We start from the raw sequence: 15,779 nt of genomic DNA, 5'->3' as shown, positions 1-15,779 counted from the left end.
GGTGCTCGCGTCCAGCTTCCCAAGTGCGACCGCTGGGCAGCTCCGGGTAGCTGCACCGTGTAATCTGCCTGTGCTGCAACTAATTTGCTGTCGACGCGATCAAGCGTTTCTCGACGCTGGCCGTGTCCGCAGTAGCACTCCAGCTGCGGACCTACCGACGAATGTTGCCCTCACATGACCCTGGGTCCTGACGCGTGTTTTTCACGATATCGCTTGCGTCTGAGGCGATTTGACGCAGGATCTTCAAGAACAGCACTTGCCCGGCCGAGGTGTTGAGATACCACGGCGGATCGCTGAGCATGGCAATGATCTGTTGCCGCATCGCCTCGAGCGACTGCGAACCCGGCGGCGTGTCACAAACCTGGCCAGCTCGCTCGAGCGCGGCTAACACCCGATGCACAACTGCGTCTACGGTCGTACCCCGATCCATACCTTGAACCGTATCTGTGCCGCCACCCCCCGCTCACACCCCAATTTTTGCAAAGCGGTGTAGGCATCAGCGCGCCAGAGTTGGCCCCGAGCAGCGAACTCAGTTCGCGAATAGCTGCATCGAGGTTGACCGGGAGCTGACCGTGTCGAGGTGCTGGTTGGTGGAGCCGAACAGGACGCTGATTGCGCAAATGAGACACCAGATGGAGATCGCTGCGATGACCGCAGTCCCGCCAAGGATGGGGACCCAGTGGATAGGTGGTGGGGTTCGCCGGCGCGCGTGCAGGGATGGCGGTATGCGGCGGGCGGAGCCCGGTTCGGGGAGTGGATCTAAGACGGTGGTGATGGGCAGCGTCGGCCCGAGAATGAGGTCGTCGTCAACCTCGACAGCTTGGGGTGTCAGTGGCCACCAGTCGCTGGATCCTTCCACGGCTAGCCAGCCTTCGAGGACCCCGCAGACGGCTGCGGTGAGCAGGGTTGCGGGCAGTTGTGTTAGAAGCCAGGGGATGATCAGCTCGCCCCAGAGACTAGGGGAGGGGTTATAGAACGGCAAGGGCAGCGCTGCGAGCGCGGCGCCCCAGAGCAGTGCCGGTATCGGGTAAGCGCGGAGCCGCTCGGGGATGAGCGTGACGATTAGTCCGTAGGCGAGTTTGCCGGCCAACCAGCCCAGCGGCGCGATGGCCGCACAGGTTAGCACCAGTGCGACTTCAAATGATCCGCTGGCTGAGGTGGCGGAGCGCATCGGTAGTGGCAGGGCGACGACGTCGTCGTGTGGGTCGGGTCGGGCACCAACATGGCTGCGTGTGCGAGCGCGAATCTTTTTGGCGAGCAGCTCGGCGCGACGCTTTTGGAAGACAAATATCCCAGCGTGTGCGGCTATCCATGCTCGGCGTTGGTCGTCGAAAATGTCAGCGGGCATGCTCGGCCGGGTCCCGGCTTGTCAGGAGTTCGGTGAGCAGCTGACGGGCGTCGGCCAAGATTGAGTGGCATTGCTCGACGAGGCCTTCGACGGCGTGCAAAACGGTGTGTACGTGGGTGTCTTGGGGCGGTGGTGTGGCTGGGACCCCGCCGTCAAGGATCGCCCTTGACGACCCGTGGGCCCACCCGAGCGCCTCATCGAGTCGGGCCAGCGTGGCCAGCGACATGGTGCGTGAGCCGTTACTGGATTTGTGCAGTGTCGAGCGGTTGGGTCCGCCGCGGCGGGCCAGTTCGACACGGGACATGTGCAGGACCGCCAGCCGTTCAGAGACGAAGTAGTCGAGTCGCGCTGGCCCATCATTAGGTGCAATCACGCCCACAAAACTACCTAAACGCAACCATTATCGTCTAACCATGTGGACAACCTTGCCTATTACCGCTTACGGTTGCGTGCATAGGCGCCCACCCGATTTAGCGGCGCCGAGACGACGAAGGGACACCGCGATGAAGGGGCTTGTGGCGACGGCCGCAGTGCTGATGACAGTCATCGCCGCGATCGTGTTGGCGATCGTCGAACTGCTCATCAAACTCGCTCCGTTGCTGGTCGCGGCGGCGTGCTTGTGGGGAGCGGCCAAGCTAATAGGCGCACACCGCGCCCGAGGGGCGGCCGACGAGGAGCGTCTTAAGCAGGACTGGAGCCGGACCGCTCCCCAAGGCCCACCGCAGGCGGCGCCATCCACACCGCTGCCGCCGGTAATTGCTCATCGCGAACGCATGTATGTGGTGCGCGGTGAGGACACCGGCTTGGCCTCTGACCGCGACGACGGCTATGTCAAGGTTTCGGCGACGGCATTGCCGCGTGTGCAGCGTTTGCCGGCCACCTACCATCACCGGCGCAAATTCACGCCGCGCCGGGCTAGCGGGCACCGTTCGGGGCGGCGGCGGCCGTGAGCTCGGTTTCTGATCAGCAATGGCTGCGTCAGATTGGGGTGAATCTCGACGCCGATGCAGAACACGACCAAGACACCCTCGACAGCGGCGCGGCCGGGGAGTCAGCCGACGAGCATCCCGATGATGATGGCGCGATCAGCGACAACGACGCCGCACCCTTCGGCGAGGATCAAAGTGCCGACGCCTTTGCGGGTGCGTTCGTTTCCGACGGCGACGACCACACCGACTCGGCAGAAAACGAAAGCCCCGGTGCCGACGCTGATTTAGATCACGAGGCGGAGCGGCGTACGCGCCGATTTACGCCGTGGGTACTCGGCGCGTTCGCTGGCGTCGTGTTGTTGGCAACGGTGATAACCACGCTGGGCGTCACACTCTCAGGTCCCGACAACCCTTCGCCGAGTCTGCGCCAGCACGCAGTCAAATCGGGCCCCGCACCGACAATGGCGGCAGCACCAGCGCCGACTCCTGCTGATGGCGGCGATCACCCACTGCCGTTTACCGCCTCAGCCGACTGCCCGGCGGGCGCCTCAACTTCGGCGAAATCGATTGCCGATCCCGACAAGCCATCGCCGTGGATCTGCGTGCGGCATACGGATGGACAACCGCTCTATATCACGCTCGGGCCCGCCGGAATCGAACGCGCTTACGTGATCACGGCGGTCAGTATCGTGCCGGGGGATACTGCTGCGGCCCAGGGGTCCGGCGGTGACCCATGGCTACAGCATCGGGTGGTCACGTTGCTGCAGTGGCAGTTCAATGACACTGCGCACACGGTCGTCGACCAGGACACCGGCAATGCTCACGGCGAAGCGGTCAAACTGATTCCCGGGATCAGCGCCTCAAAAATCACTGTGATCATTCGGCACACCAGCCGTCCGGTCGCAGCCCCCCAGCCCAGCGTGTCGGCCCCAGACGGCGGACCGTTCGGCGGAATCCTGGGTGGGCCCACCCCGGCCACCGGCCCGGAACCGACCAACGGGCCTGACCCGACCGGCTTTGGGTCGGGACACGACACCGATCCCAGTGATGGAACCTTCGCGGTGTCGAGCATCAAAGTCATTGGGCACCAGGCGACATGAGGACGATGTGGTGAGAATCAGCAACGTATGGAAGAAGCGCATCACGGTGCTGGGCCACAGCGCCGGCCGGGTCGCTCTTGTGATTCTTGTGGCCAGTTCGTCCATCAACGGTATCGCCCTGCTGTGGGGGTTTGTCTTTCCCCCTGAACCAGCACCAGTGGCGGCGGTGGCCCGCGACGTGATCAACGAGACCGATCCCGTGAAGGCTTTCGCCGTGAATTGCGTGAAAGGGCTACTTGTCGGAACCACCTCGGGTGCTTCGAATTTGACACGCTGCTTTCCCGGGGGACAAAAGTACGAGTTGCCCACGACATCGTCGATGACGGTGTCGAACCCGGCGGCGTGGGCATCTAAGCGCAAGACCTCTTCCAACGACATCGTGCTCTATAGCGTGAAGGTTCAAATCGACGAACTGCCCTACCCGTCGGCGCCGCCGACGACGGCTTTCTACCAGCTGCCGGTGGCGGTATACCGGGATATGGGCATTCAGGCTCTTGATCGGATCAGCAGAGTCGATATGCCGCCTCCGGGAGCCTATGTGCCGCTGGGCTATTCAGCACCAATCGCTGCCAACAGCCCACTTTTTACGATGCTGTCTGGGTTTGCGACGTCGTTTTTAACCACCTCGGGTGGACTGGAACGGTTTATCACCACCGACTCGGGCATCACAGCCGTAGGGTCGTACTCCTCGGCCACAGTGACTGCTGCTCAGGCCGACAACACTCCACCCGATGCTCCCTCCGATAACAACGAATTAGCCACGCACATCGATGTTTCGGCGCGCCGATCCGATTACACCCTCGTATCGCTGTCTTATTCCCTGACGCTGCGTTCGGTGGGCGGCACCTGGTTTGTTGCCCAGATCGACGCGATCCCGCTGTTGGCTGACGCGACACCGACACCGGTGCCCACCACGGCGGTAGCACCGCACTGACCATCACTCACGTTGAGAGAAAGAGGGATTGATCATGATTAGACAGCTAACATTACAGACGTTGGCTACCCACACGACAAATGTGGCTGCCGGGGCCGGCGTGATCAACATGAGCCACGAAGTGCTTTACATCATCGTCGCAGTCGGCGGCACATACTTCCTGGGCAGCGGCATCGTGCGCGGTATGAGAGACCATTGGAAGCGCGGCACCGGTGCCGGATTGTCGGCAATCGCCGGCGGGGTGGCTCTTGCAGTTGTCGTAGCCCACATCGTCGGGCTGTATCAGCGCGGTAACCAGGAATTTGAGCACCTGCCCGGCAGCGTTGGCCACTCCAATACCCGCGGATGGTGACCACCGGCCCAGTTGCCCCACCACGGCCCGTCGACAAGGCCGAAGCGTGGTCGGGCATCCGCGACATCGACATCCAGATCGGGGAAGCCGCTCCCGGGCAGGAATGGCCCGGCGGGCCCTACCGCGGGGTGGAATGGGTGGCCATTGCCGCGATCGCGGGTCCCACGCTGCTATGGGTCGACAGCCAGCCCGCCGGAACCACGCTTCCGGTCCTCGCCGGCGGGGTGGTGCTCTGTGTGGTGACCGTTGGGCTGATGCGGCTACTTTTGCCCAAGGGACGTCCATCTCTTTCAGCACGTCTCGTTTTTGCCCGCAACACTATTCGGCCACCTCACCTGATCACCTCGCAGCCTCGTGCCGCTGAGAGGAAGCTGCGTGTTGACTCCAGTTTTGACCCTCCTGAACGTGTCGAGGACAATCTGGTCTTCACCGGCGGAGGCGTCTATGCCGAATTCTTGATCGATGGTTTGTCGGTCAATATGCGCTCGCTTGACGTCCACCGGCGAGCCGCCAGGCTGACGCGGAACTTGGGGCGCTACCTGCCCTCAGGCTCGCAAGTGCGCGGGTTGCTGGTCGCCGAGGACCAAAACGCCATCATGCGGGCAATGGTGGGTCCGCACACCAACAAGTCGACATGGATTGGGCAGTGCAAGCACTGGGTCCCAACTATCGCCCAAGCGAACAAGTGGATCACCAAGGGATATCGCGGTCCCGTGCGCCCACGGTTTTGGCTAACGGTGCCAGTCGATGCTGGCACCGCGGGACGCACACCGCTCGGACAGGGCAGGCGGGCTTGGGACTGGGTCAGCGGGCGTGACAAAGACTCAAGCACATCGATTCAGCACTACGCCAGTGTTGCCCGCCAGATCTGTGGTGCCCTACCTGATGAGTTTCACGTTCGCGCGGCTAGTCCAGCGCAAATCCATTGGTATCGGCGACATCGCGCCATGCTCGGCGTCATCCATGAGCCGATGCCAGCGGCCAGCACGGGGCCGTCCTCACTGAGCGCTCACGATTTCCCTACCATCGCTTTCGATGAAGGCGACAACGCCGGGCGGCCATGGTGGCGACCCAGTTTCAAAGCCTTGGTTCGCGTCTATGATCCCCACGAGCCCACCTGCAGATCGAGCTACCAGTCGTTTTTGACCGTCGAGCACTTCCCGGAGACAGGCCTGGCCTTTCCACGCGCTTCGTATCTGAATGCGCTGCTCAACGTGAACACCCAGGCCAGTATTGAGTGGACCCAACATATTTACATTCGCACACCCCAGGATGCGCAAGCCCGCAATTTCCGCTACACCAAAAACATCAAAGACCAGATGCGTCAGCGTGGTCACCGCGGAGCTGAAAACGACGAATTGCCAAGGAAGCTAGCGCGCACGCGGGCCTACACATCGCATCTGAACGGCAATCCCGCCGAACGCGAGCTTGACCACACGGTGATGATTGCGGTCGGTGCCGACTCACCGCGGGTCTTGGAGGATGCGGTCAAACAGGTCCGCCAGGAGCTTGACACAGTCGGCATCGCTGTCAAACGCCACCGTGGCGCCCAGGCGTTGCTGTGGAAGGCATTCAATACCGGAAGTGAAAACACCTGCCCGCTCGATGAATTTCGCAATCCCACCAGCGCACATAAGTGGTCGCTGTTCTTGCCGCTGATTTCGGGCCGCGTGGGCAACGTCAAGGGCAGTGCGCTGGCCATCGACCAGACCACGATGCGACCGGCGATCATCCTTCACGATCCCGAGGGAACTGCGCGCCGAAACAAGAACACCGGGCTGGCCGTCGTCGGCGATCCCGGCGGCGGGAAGTCCAACCGCACCAAACTCTCGGCGTATGAACTGATCCTGCGTGGCGGACGCGTTGTGGTGTTCGAGCCAGACACAATCGCTGAATGGAAGCAGGCCCTCACACCCATCGAGGGTGTACGGTTCATCGACCCGACAACGCCGCAGTACTTGTATGACCCGCTGGTGATCTTCCCAGCGCACCTGGCAGGGCGCATCGCGGCCTCGCACATCCTGCCCTGGATTGGGCTGTCTTATGACAGCCTGCTTGCCAAGCGTTACCGACGTTTGGTGCGACCGGAAACCCGGGCCAGGCAAGGGATTACGAGCCACCGCACACTGCTGGACTATCTGCGTTCACAGCCGGACGCCGACAACGACGAGTTGCTGCTGCGCTTAGAAACAGCCCAGGAGGATTTTCCCGGGCTTTTCGATGACCACTTGCCGCCCTACCGGCCAGAAGACTCCCCGGCCACGGTCTACCTGACCGGCAACCTGGGCTTGCCCAGCACCGAGGATCTCACCAACGCCGATCTCTACGCGAAACTGTCGGGGACCCAGCGCGCCGGAATGGCTATCTATGGCCTGCTCATTGAGCTAGAGCAGCGATACATGTTCGACCGCCTCGACGTATTCGACGTCATGATCTTCGAGGAGTGCGCCGAACTGCTTGCCTTTCCCACCACGGCACGCATTGCGCACAAATTCACTCGGCGGGGCCGTAAGCACGCGAGTGGAATCTGGTTCATCACACAGGATTTCAGGGACCTTGCCCGCATGGGGGATGAGTTTGTCACACAAAAATGGATCTTTCGTGTTCAAGACCCTGAACTGGCCTACGCGACACTGAAGTGGGCGCGCATCGACCCAGAAATGTATCCAGAGCTTGTCAGCGCACTAAGCGAGGACACCAGTCCTGGCTCCACCGCTGATGAAGACGTGTTCTCTGATCGCGGGGAATGGGGCGGCTACGCCACCGAGGCCGGGGCGGTCGATCGTGCCCGACTCGGCGAGGGATTCTTAGTCGACGAACTTGGACGTCCCGCACGCGTTCAATTTTTCGGCGCGCCAACCGAAGAGCAGGCACGCGCATTCGATAGCACCGCATCGGTGATCGCATGACTGCCAGCGATTCCCTCGCAGTCTGGCTAGTTGAGCACCCACGGTTGCGCCGCGTGATCGGCGCGATGACAGGTGTCTACGTGCTGTGTCTGTGGGCGGTGGTGGCCGCACCTAAAGCCTCGGCGGCGGTGGGTGCCGCTGCTCTGGGGTGGACGGGACTGCATGACTTGGACAACGTGCCGATCGCTGACTACTTCCTCTCGATGGTCGATACCACCGAAGCCACCTTCAACAACGGCCAACACGTCAGCGCGTTCGATCCCGAATCGTGGGGGTCGTGGATCGTCAAAGCCACCCAAACCGCGATCGCGCATACCACCGCAGCCTGGTGGCTGACCAATGAAGCTGCTCTTGTCGTATTCGCTATCGGGATTGCGCTGTGGCTTCTGCGATTTGCAATGTCGAGCTCGTGGCTCTTGGCCCTCGTTCAAATCGGGCGCCCCGTTTTCGCTACAGTGAACATGCTCGTCAACCAGATGTGGCTGGGGCCATTGGCGGTCGCGGTTTGTGTGGTGTTGGCGGGGTATCACCAACAGCGAGGGCGGCCGGCCCAGGCCCGCAATCTGCTAGGCACCGCCGCGGTGCTAGCTGCATTGGTGTGGACGGTCTTTCGTGACCCCATTGACGATCTAGTCAGCGATCACGGCCTGCTGGGCATGGGTCGAGCGACAGGCTTTCAGATCGCCCAGGACGCCCGCCAGAGTTCGTACGCTCCGGGCCAGTCATTGGATACCCAGCTCGACGCCCTGCTGGCGCAGCTGGTGTCTTCGACGGCGCGACCAGCTCTACAGTTACAGAACTTCGGCATGGTCGTTGATGATGTGGGCACCTGCCGCCAGGCCTGGTCCCAGGCCATCTTGGCCGCGCATAGCCAAGGTCCTGGACCGGCGCACGCGATGGCCGGATGCGGTGCTCCCCAAGCCTTGGCGCACGCTCAACAATTGGGGGCCAACGACTTTGTGCTGGGGCTGGTGTTCTTGTTCGCCGCGTTTTGGATCGGCCTGTTCATCTGGTACGTCGGGGTGAGCACGTTGCTGGTCGGTGCCAAAGCCACCTACTACTGCATCGTGGTGGTTCCCGCGGCGATGGTCGGCATGAGCGGTTGGCAGCGCGGCAAGAAATACGCGGTGCGCTGCGTCTCGCAGGTGTTGTTGCATGGCGTCGAGATGATGATCTTCACTGTCTTTTTGGCGTTGAGTGCGGTCGGGATGGGGTGGGCGCTCACCACGCCGCAACTGGGGCATGGCGCCACCGCGGTCCCGCGCCTGTTGTTGGTGAGCCTGGGTTCGGTCGTAGGCATCTTCTTGTTCCATTACATCGACAAGCATTTCTACACAGACAGTTTGGGCACGATCGCCCACCACATCACTGGGGCGTGGTGCTCCACAAGCGGCGCTGTGCGCGATGAGTACAACGATTACGCCGAGGCGGGACGCAAAGCGCGCGGGCTGTTTCGACGGGTCGCGCGACGCGGCGATAGCGATGGCGCCGGCGACGATGACGGTTCTAACGGCGACGCCGACACCTCAACGCCGGGGTTCGATGCGGTCAAACCTCGGCCCAGCCGGATGCGCGGTGAGGAGGAGACCACGGCGACCCGGACGACCGGGGCCACCACCACCCGGATGGCAGCAGAAAAGGCCGGGGCGAGCGAGGCCGCGGCGACCGCAGGTGGACATGCCGCGGCTGCGGCAGCAGAGGGGGCCGGCGCCACAGCGGCAGAAGGCGCCGCCGCGGCCGCCGCGCCAGAGGTGGTGATTCCCGCCGTCATCACCGAAAAGACCGTCCAGCACATCCGCGGACACCACCACCGCAACGGCTCAGACCCCGGGTCCCAACAAGGCGTCCCGGACAGCGACACCAGCCCGCACCTGGCGGCGTCCAATGCCCTCAGCAACGGCCAGCCAGGGGAACCAGATCAAGGCGAGGTGGCGCCGATGGCCGGCTCAGATGGGCTGCCATCGCTACCGAGCCATCCGCGCCGCCCGGCCCAGGGCGTGGGTCGCCACCAGGCGCCCCCGTCGGCAACCCCTGATGAGGACCCCGGCCTGCCGCTAGATACATCATCTGAGCAGCAGCGATCGTTCGAGCTGTCTGAGTCGCCCGTAGAATTTCCGTCACCACCTCGACCACGAGCAAGGGACTATCACCAGTGAGTGCCCGTGACTATTTCGACATCGGGATTAGCCGCCTGGGCTTCGGTGGGCCCGTGGCCGATCACGCGGGAGCGCGCGAAGCCTTCACGCAGGCCACCGACATGGATCCCGGCATGTGCGACGCGTGGATGGGGTTGGCGGTTGCTGGCGACGTCAGCCTTAACACCATGCGCGGCGCATATGATGCGCTATCGACTTTGCATCGCGAAACGCGTCGGATTGGCCTGGCAGATTCTGCGCTAGCGCCAACCGTGTCTACGCCATTCCTCATTGACCTTTACCCGCACACTCCGACCGGGATCACCATCGCCTACGCGGCGACACTTGTTAGCCAAGGCGACTACGACCAGGCCGAAAAGATCCTCGACGGGGTTGACCTCACCGTCGAGCCCGCGCAAGCGCAGATACACCGGTTCATCGGGGCCACAATGTTTTTCCTGACGCGCCGCTGGCCAGACTTGTTGACGTGGACCTCGCAGGCCTCGTCGAGCAGCGGTGGAATCGTGGAGGCCGCCACACGGCTGCTCAAAGGAATCGCCCAAACCGGGCTGGGACAGTTCGAGGCGGCGCTGGCCACATTGACATCCGTCGTGACGCAGGCCGACCAGGCCAAGCTCGACCAGAGCGGCATCGATACCTCGCACCTGCTGGCCGAGGCGGCCGTATATCGCGGCTTGTGCCACCGCGCGTTGGGGGACGAGGCCGCCGCCCGCAAAGAGTTCAGCGCAGCCAGCGTAGACGGTCAACTGCGCCCGGACGCCGCCGCCGCGCTCGATGACCCCGGCTACGGCGTCACCGTCACGACCCCAGACGTGATTGCCGCCCGGTCCAATCGGTGGGACCCGGACTCTGGACCGAGCGTGGCCGACCTGCGCAGAGCCCGGCAACGCAAGGAAGCCGTACGTGTGCTGGAGCGCGCCGAACGCGAACTCGACGAATTCATTGGGCTCCGCCGCGTCAAAGAGCATGTCAAGGAACTCAAGTTCGTCAAGGTCTACGACCAGAAGATGGCCGAGCGCGGCGTCCAGATCGGTGAGCGCGACACCTTGCACATGACTCTGGTCGGCCCGCCGGGGACCGCGAAAACCTCGATAGCACGGCTGATTTGCGAGATGTATTTCGGCCTGGGCATCCTCGAATCGCCAGAATTCATCGAAGTCTCCCGCAAGGATCTTGTCGACGAGCACATCGGTGGCACCGAGAAGAAAACATCAGCGATCTTGCAAGCTGCCAAAGGCTGTGCACTGTTCATCGACGAGGCACCCGAACTCTACAAACCGGATAATGAGCGCGATTTCGGCCACATCGCCGTTGACGTCATCATGAAGTGGGCAGAAGACCATCGCCACGACACAATGATCGCCATGGCTGGCTACGCCAGCCCAATGAACCGGCTTTTGAGCGCTAACCCGGGACTGCGGTCACGGTTCCCGTTCCAGCTCGAATTCACCTCCTGCGACACCGACGACCTGGTACGGATCGCTGAGCTGTTCGCAGCGCGGTTCCATGTGGCCATCGAACCCTCCGCTCTTTCGCGCTTCAGCAGCAACGCTGAGTGGCTATGCAACACGCCAAGTACACGCCCCGGTGAACCACACATGCTCATCGATGTCGCCGCCAACGGCCGGTTCGCCCGAACCGTCATTGAACAAGCCCTGCGCAAAGCCAAAGCCCGCATCGCAGCGGACCCGACGGTGGACTTGCTCACCGCCGACCTGAGCAGCATTAGCACAATCACGCTGGCAGACATGGACGCTGCCCTCACCGACGTCCTGGCGGCCTTTGAGCTCGTCACGCCCTAAGCCCATCGTGGGCGCTGAAATGCGGATCGTTGTAGGCCACACTGATGCTGGGGATGCTGTCCAGGTGGACGTGGGTCAGCATGGCCTCGTGGTGGTCGCCGGCCGTGAGCTCGTCGGTGCGACGTTCATCGACTACCTCGCACTTGGCTGCATCCGCTATCACACCTGGCGATCTAGATGTCTGGGTAGTCCGGTCGGGCCTGCCCGAGCCGGGCGCGGCAGCCGCAGCCTTCGAAGAACTGCAGCAACAACTGCCCACCTCGGACCTTCAGATCGTCTACGACGATATGAGTCGCGACCGTGACCGCTTCGACGCTCTCACAATGCTTTCCGCGCTGCCGAGAGTCGCGACTGCGATGGGACCTGTGGTCGACGAGCCCGACATCACGGACTACCGCCTTGGCACGCCAGAACCATCGGAGGTCTGTAAGGCTGTCCCCGACGATTAGAGAGGTGGACGGGATCCTGAGTGCGACTCTGGATGTCAGCTGCTTGGCGGGGTTGTTCGCCCGAGCTCTTCTTCAAGGGCAGACAGCTGTTGTCGGGCGGTGTTGATGAACGTTCGAGCGCAATCGCTGCAGTAGTGGGCAGTGTCACGGTCGACCTTGACGATAAGTATCGGGTCGCCCTTATTGAGCACGTGGTTTTTGTCTGACCGACACGGGTGCCGTCGTCCTGCCGTGCCAATCGACAGCGTTCGCAGCAGTGAGCGGGGCTTACCCATGTCGCAGTTCCTCCTCGACCGCAGCAACGATCTGAGGCAACCGCGCGATGAGGTAGTCGCAGTCGTCCGCGGTGTAATCCTTCCTATTGGTGGCACCGCTGGGAACCATTGTCTTGATCCGCCTGTCGATGGCCGATTTCACGGTGACGAAGTTCTCCCGGGTGCGGTCCAGCTCGCGGCCAACGCGATTGAGGCTGTGTTTGGCCAGAAACTTGCCAGCCTCGTTCTTCACCAAATCGTCGAGCAGGGTCTTTTTGGATCGACGTGTCTGTTGTTTGGTGGGCTGGACGCGTTGTAGCTGATCGAATTTGACTCCGGTGTCGATACCCTTTTCCTTGAGCACGGTCAGGGCCTGCGCAACATCTGGGTCGGCGCTGAGGGCGATCAGGGTCAGGTTTTCGAGTTGGATGTCGGCCTGGCCAGTGATCACCGGCAGCGGAGCGTTCTGGCCACCTCCAGGTGGGGGTTCGCGAGTGGGCAGGGGTTCAACAACGGTCTCGTCGATGAGCTGCGCGAAGAACTCTTGGTCTGCTTCGGCGAACTCCTGGAAGTCGTTCCAGACCCCGGTGATGTTGCCGCCGACGTGAAAAACGACGACGCCATCGTTGACGGCATCGAAGGGGTCAACATCTGGAATCACCCGCATGATGCGCCCCACGAACTGCATGAAAGGGCTGAGGTTGTTGAAGATGCTGAAGACAGCGGCGACGCTGAGATACGGGTGGTCGTATCCTTCACCGAGTTTGCGCACCTGTACGATCACGTCGAGTTCGTGGTTCTCCAACCGCTGGTAAACTCGCTCGTTCGCTTTGCTCTTGCCTTCGATCAGGCTGTGAACGAAGTCGGCGCGGAGCCCCAGTTCGCGGAACTTGGCGACGACCTGTTTGCAGTGCTCCATGTTCAACGCCGCCGCAATGATCTTAAGCCTGGCCTCGCCGGTCTTTTCCCGCAGCTCGAACAATTTCTGGCGGGAGGCCTCGGCGATGGTGGTGAGGGTGGCGTCTGAGCTCACGACGCTGCGCCGGAAGCCTGCGTCGCGCTCGCCGAGGCGGCGGACCTCTTCCAAGGACACCTCGACTTCGGTGTTGTCGTCAGGGCGCCGGACGTAGTGCAGCGTGGTCGGGTTGAGGCGGTAGCCGTTGATGCGCTTGACGTATCCCTTCTCCACCGCGCGAGAGATGGGGTAGCTGTAGATGATTTCACCGGCCATGATTCGCCCGTCGGCACGACCGGGGGTGGCGCTCACGTTCACGATGCGTGCGTCCGGGAAGTGCCGCCGCAGAGTGTCCCAGCTCTCGGCCACGTTGTGATGGCCTTCGTCGAACATGATCAGATCGAAGAAGTCGGCAGGAAGCTTTGCAAGCCAGGTGTTTTCGGCTCGCTGGAGCTGATGAATATTCGTCACCACGATGTCAGCCACTTCGAGATCGGTGACGTTGGTCGACGTGCCTCGGATTTCTGCGGGCTCTGGGAACGGCGCGGAGTCCAACACTTTGCGCTTAAGGTAGAAGAACTTCGGGTCGCTAGGTGTCAGATCCTTCAGCAGCTGGTCGGCGATCTTGAGGTTCGGTGCGACCAGCAGTGCGCGGTGAGACTGTGCGGCGAACGGCGTGAGAGCCAGGAGGCCTGACTTCCCGCAGCCCACCGGCAGCACGACGGAGACTTCGCGGCCCTCGGGAGCGTCGAAGTCGTGCCCGGTGAGCGTTTCGTATGCCTCGATCTGCGGCTCGCGCAAGGACGCATTGCCCGTCACGGTGGGTCGCAGGGTGACGTACTGGTCGATTTTCATAAAGCTACCCCTTTTGTGGAAAACGTTGTCGGCAAGGCGATCTGGTTCAGGATGCGGAACTCTTCGGAGGCCGCAGCTTCTCGACGCCGCTACGGATCGCGGGGGGCAGCGTGCGGATCGCGAAATCGCTGATCGACCACTCGACGTCATCGGCGTCGGCCGCCCGTAACGCTTCCACTGCTGCCGAGGCCATCTCGTCAGACTTGACCTCCTGCAGGATCTTGACCAGGACGTCACGCACGTGCCACCGGTTGTGGCGGGGCCCCAGCGACGCGAGCGCGCCCACGCTCATCCGCATCACGCTGGAGTCCTTCGTCTCGGCCACGACAATGCGGGTGAAGTCAGCCAGCACGTCGCAGTACTCGAACGAGAAGTTCCCATGCCTCAGAAAGTCGGTGAACCGCTGGTAGACGCGCTGGAACGCGCCCCGCTGTTCGCTCCAGAGGAATTTGACGGACCCTCGAGTGCACCAGGGCAGCACTCGGGTCAGCACGTGCATGTCGTCGTGGCTGGACTCATCCAACGCGGCTGCCCACTCGATCATCTCGATCAAGTCCGCGTCGGCGACCGACGGACTGCGCATGCGGTCCTGCAGGCGCTCCGCTGCCTCTTCCTTCGACTCGTTGGCCACGTATTCCTCGTGTGCATCAACAGCACGCTCGAGTGCATTCATGAAGTGCTCGATCGACTGGTAACGGCGATCAGGCGAGTTGGCGATCGCGGTCTCGATGACAGGTCGCAGCGGGCCGGGCTCCACCTCGTTGTTCACTGGGAAGTCCTGAGTCACGAGCTCCTGCAGGATCTTGCCCAGACCGTAGATGTCGGAACGGTGGTCGGCGCTTCGGGCCCGTTGCCACTGCTCCGGTGCTGTGTAGACCCACGTGCCCAACCCTTGTCGCAGCGTTGAGGTCAGCGGGTCGGTGTGCCGCTCGGCCTCAACGGCAAGCCCGAAATCCGATACCGCCCAATCGCCGTTGCTCAGCCGCAAAACGTTGGCCGGCTTGAGATCTCGGTGATAGATGCCCCGATCATGGACGTAACCGAGCCCCGTGCAGATCTGACGCATGATGTCGACGATCAATCGCGCTTGGCCGCCCACCGTGTCGACGTAGTCGGTCAGGCTGCCCTGCGCCAACGGCATCGCATACCAGATGTTGTCGTCGTCGGTCTCGCCGTGGGCAAGCACCGAAATAACGTTGGGGTGGTGCAGGTCTTCGAGGAGCCGAAGCTCACGCCGAAACCTCTTGATGGCTTCGGGGTCAACCGCGACGGTGTCCTTCAGCACTTTGACGGCGACCAGTTCGCTGGTCTTGCGGTCGGTGGCACGGAAGACGTCGGCGAAGCCGCCACCACCGATCCGAGCGTGTTCCAGCAGGAATCGCCCACCCAGCGTGCGGGTCTTCTCGTCCGACTTCGGCCTGCCGGCCTTGGTCTGACGGAGGCCTGAGCTGTTCCATCCAGCGACAACATCGAGGTCCCAGATAGGGCCCTGCGCAATCTCCCCCACCGCGTCGGGGAAGTCGTTTCGCTGCCGCAGTGTCGCGATGCGCTGAGTGCTCACGCCGAGCTCCTCGGCCACCTCCGATATTCCGCCAAGACGCACGGTTGCCTCCAGAAATAGTTGTTCTCAAATCAAGTATAACACCGAATTGGTTGTGGTTGGCTCAACTATTTATCGCGTCGTCGCCGAGCGGCGACAAAACCGGTTGCCCACGTCCGCGCGTCGTAGCACGGTG

13 protein-coding genes are annotated in these 15,779 nt (G+C 62.5%); 7 read left to right on the top strand and 6 right to left on the bottom strand.

Annotated elements, in window-relative coordinates:
* Positions 1–151 precede the first annotated feature (151 nt).
* From AWC17_RS24670 to AWC17_RS24660, 3 genes are all read right to left on the bottom strand, one after another.
* Complete coding sequence (locus AWC17_RS24670; protein ID WP_007172162.1) at positions 152–430, bottom strand: hypothetical protein; 279 nt, start codon at positions 428–430, stop codon at positions 152–154.
* Between the two features lie 99 nt (positions 431–529).
* A complete protein-coding gene (locus AWC17_RS24665) occupies positions 530–1,348 on the bottom strand; it encodes a hypothetical protein (RefSeq protein WP_007172163.1) in 819 nt (272 codons plus the stop codon).
* Positions 1,338–1,721: a helix-turn-helix domain-containing protein gene (locus AWC17_RS24660; protein ID WP_073877511.1), complete on the bottom strand. Its 384-nt coding sequence runs from the start codon at positions 1,719–1,721 to the stop codon at positions 1,338–1,340. Before AWC17_RS24660 ends, AWC17_RS24665 begins: the two co-directional genes overlap by 11 nt.
* 130 nt (positions 1,722–1,851) lie before the next feature.
* Here AWC17_RS24660 and AWC17_RS24655 point away from each other — a divergent pair, with 130 nt between their 5' ends.
* The 7 genes from AWC17_RS24655 (at position 1,852) to AWC17_RS24625 (ending at position 11,530) form a co-directional block, all read left to right on the top strand.
* Entirely contained in the window at positions 1,852–2,298 is a 447-nt protein-coding gene (locus AWC17_RS24655) for a hypothetical protein (protein ID WP_007172165.1), read from the top strand.
* Complete coding sequence (locus AWC17_RS24650; protein WP_046182038.1) at positions 2,295–3,377, top strand: hypothetical protein; 1,083 nt, start codon at positions 2,295–2,297, stop codon at positions 3,375–3,377. The genes AWC17_RS24655 and AWC17_RS24650 overlap by 4 nt, the downstream gene beginning before the upstream one ends.
* Before the next feature lie 10 nt (positions 3,378–3,387).
* Positions 3,388–4,311 carry a conjugal transfer protein gene (locus AWC17_RS24645; RefSeq protein ID WP_073877513.1) on the top strand — a complete coding sequence of 308 codons (924 nt, stop codon included), beginning with the start codon at positions 3,388–3,390 and terminating at the stop codon, positions 4,309–4,311.
* A 100-nt stretch (positions 4,312–4,411) separates the two neighbouring features.
* Positions 4,412–4,663: a hypothetical protein gene (locus AWC17_RS24640; RefSeq protein ID WP_372517422.1), complete on the top strand. Its 252-nt coding sequence runs from the start codon at positions 4,412–4,414 to the stop codon at positions 4,661–4,663.
* Positions 4,657–7,572 (top strand): ATP-binding protein, encoded by a 2,916-nt coding sequence (locus tag AWC17_RS24635; RefSeq protein WP_225325408.1) that lies wholly within the window; start codon positions 4,657–4,659, stop codon positions 7,570–7,572. The genes AWC17_RS24640 and AWC17_RS24635 overlap by 7 nt, the downstream gene beginning before the upstream one ends.
* The gene (locus tag AWC17_RS24630; RefSeq protein WP_007172171.1) at positions 7,569–9,728 is read left to right on the top strand and encodes a hypothetical protein; all 2,160 of its coding nucleotides are present in this window, start codon (positions 7,569–7,571) and stop codon (positions 9,726–9,728) included. Before AWC17_RS24635 ends, AWC17_RS24630 begins: the two co-directional genes overlap by 4 nt.
* Positions 9,725–11,530, top strand: coding sequence for an AAA family ATPase (locus AWC17_RS24625; protein WP_007172172.1), 1,806 nt, complete (start codon positions 9,725–9,727; stop codon positions 11,528–11,530). Before AWC17_RS24630 ends, AWC17_RS24625 begins: the two co-directional genes overlap by 4 nt.
* Here the strand turns inward: AWC17_RS24625 and AWC17_RS32845 are convergent.
* From AWC17_RS32845 to AWC17_RS24610, 3 genes are all read right to left on the bottom strand, one after another.
* The gene (locus AWC17_RS32845) at positions 11,520–11,693 is read right to left on the bottom strand and encodes a hypothetical protein (protein WP_154074410.1); all 174 of its coding nucleotides are present in this window, start codon (positions 11,691–11,693) and stop codon (positions 11,520–11,522) included. The genes AWC17_RS24625 and AWC17_RS32845 overlap by 11 nt on opposite strands.
* 553 nt (positions 11,694–12,246) lie before the next feature.
* Positions 12,247–14,043 carry a DEAD/DEAH box helicase gene (locus AWC17_RS24615; RefSeq protein ID WP_007172175.1) on the bottom strand — a complete coding sequence of 599 codons (1,797 nt, stop codon included), beginning with the start codon at positions 14,041–14,043 and terminating at the stop codon, positions 12,247–12,249.
* A gap of 46 nt (positions 14,044–14,089) precedes the next feature.
* Positions 14,090–15,604, bottom strand: a complete 1,515-nt coding sequence (locus AWC17_RS24610) for a serine/threonine-protein kinase (RefSeq protein ID WP_197083339.1) — start codon at positions 15,602–15,604, stop codon at positions 14,090–14,092.
* Positions 15,605–15,779: the final 175 nt, after the last annotated feature.

This window comes from Mycobacterium nebraskense, assembly GCF_002102255.1.
Taxonomy (GTDB): Bacteria; Actinomycetota; Actinomycetes; order Mycobacteriales; family Mycobacteriaceae; genus Mycobacterium; species Mycobacterium nebraskense.
The sequence above is the reverse complement of the archived record's forward strand: the minus strand, read 5'-3'. Positions and strand labels throughout refer to the sequence as shown.